Annotated in this window: 1 pseudogene; it reads right to left on the minus strand. The window is 45.0% G+C overall.

The window, feature by feature from the left end:
- Positions 1 to 47: 47 nt before the first annotated feature.
- Positions 48 to 1,273 (minus strand): annotated as a pseudogene (locus tag CXF58_RS01135) (IS3 family transposase).
- Between the last annotated feature and the right edge of the window lie 65 nt (positions 1,274 to 1,338).

Consider the following 1,338-nt stretch of genomic DNA (forward strand, 5'->3'; position numbering starts at 1 on the left):
GTGACCCCTGCCGTCAATCCCGTATATATAAACTTGGGAGATTTTGATTACGCAGCCTGACGATAATAATCAAACCACACCTGTCTTGGCGATTTATAGCCTAAACCCTTTTGAATCCTAGTCTGATTATAATATAACTCAATATATCCAATGATATCTCTGATAGCTGCAAATCTAGTCTTATAATCCTGATGATATACCAGCTCGTTCTTTAAAGTGCCCCAGAAGCTTTCTATGGGTGCGTTGTCAAAGCAGTTGCCTTTACCGCTCATTGAACCTGTAAACTGATGCTGCTTGATGATCTTGTGGTAAGCATGGCTACAGTACTGACTGCCTCTGTCAGAGTGAACGACTAGCCCTTTGCTTGGTTGTTTATTCTTGATGGCCATGTTCAATGCTTTGCATACTAGATCTGCGGTCATTCGCTTATTGATCGCATAGCCGACCAGCTCTTTGGTATATAAATCTTTGACTCCCGCTAAATACAACCAGCCCTCAAGCGTCCAAATATAGGTGATGTCACTGGCCCACGCTTGGTTAGGGCGACTGGCATCAAACTCTTGATCCAACACGTTTGGATAGACCAGTTTGTTGTGATTGGAGTCGGTGGTGACTTTAAAGCGTTTGTGGCGACGGCATTTGATGCTGTATTCCTCTTTGATGCTTCTGACCATGTAGGGACTGATGTTATGACCTTGCTCACTTAGATGCGCATGCAGACGCTCAACACCATAGCGCTCATGAGTTTCACTGTGAGCGGCTTTAACGAGTAGCTCACAATGGTTGCGATGTATCTGCTGCTCGCTGATATCGCGACTCAGCCAGTCGTAGTAACTTGAATGCTTAACCCTTAGCACGCGGCACATAGTGGTGATGGTAAAGAAGTGCTGGTTATCTTTGATGAAGGCGTACCTGACTAGCTGTTTTTCGCGAAGTACGCCGTCGCCTCACTCGAGCATAGCTCTCCCCTTGCGTCGGGGCGAAGCAATGCTCCGCTTTATCCCCCCTCATTTAATATCTCTCGCTCCTCTTCGGCAACTTTGAGCTGTCGTTTGAGCTGCTTTATTTCTTGAAGAGCTGTCATAAGATTAGGGTCGTATTGCTCTGTGCCGACAAGCTTGCCTTGGTTGGCTTTGTTATGCCAATTCGATAGCGTTTGCATGGCAATGCCAAGCTGCTTTGCGGTTGCTGAGATATTGCCATTATTGTCTGATATCTTCTTAACGGCTTCAGCTTTAAATTCTGTGCTATAGGTTCTTATTTTCTTGACCATGATAAACTCCGATTAATATGCTTAGTTTACCAAGTTTACTTGTACGGTTTCTTCAGCATAGCTCA

The organism is Psychrobacter sp. Sarcosine-02u-2 (assembly GCF_002836335.1).
GTDB classification, from domain to species: Bacteria; Pseudomonadota; Gammaproteobacteria; order Pseudomonadales; family Moraxellaceae; genus Psychrobacter; species Psychrobacter faecalis.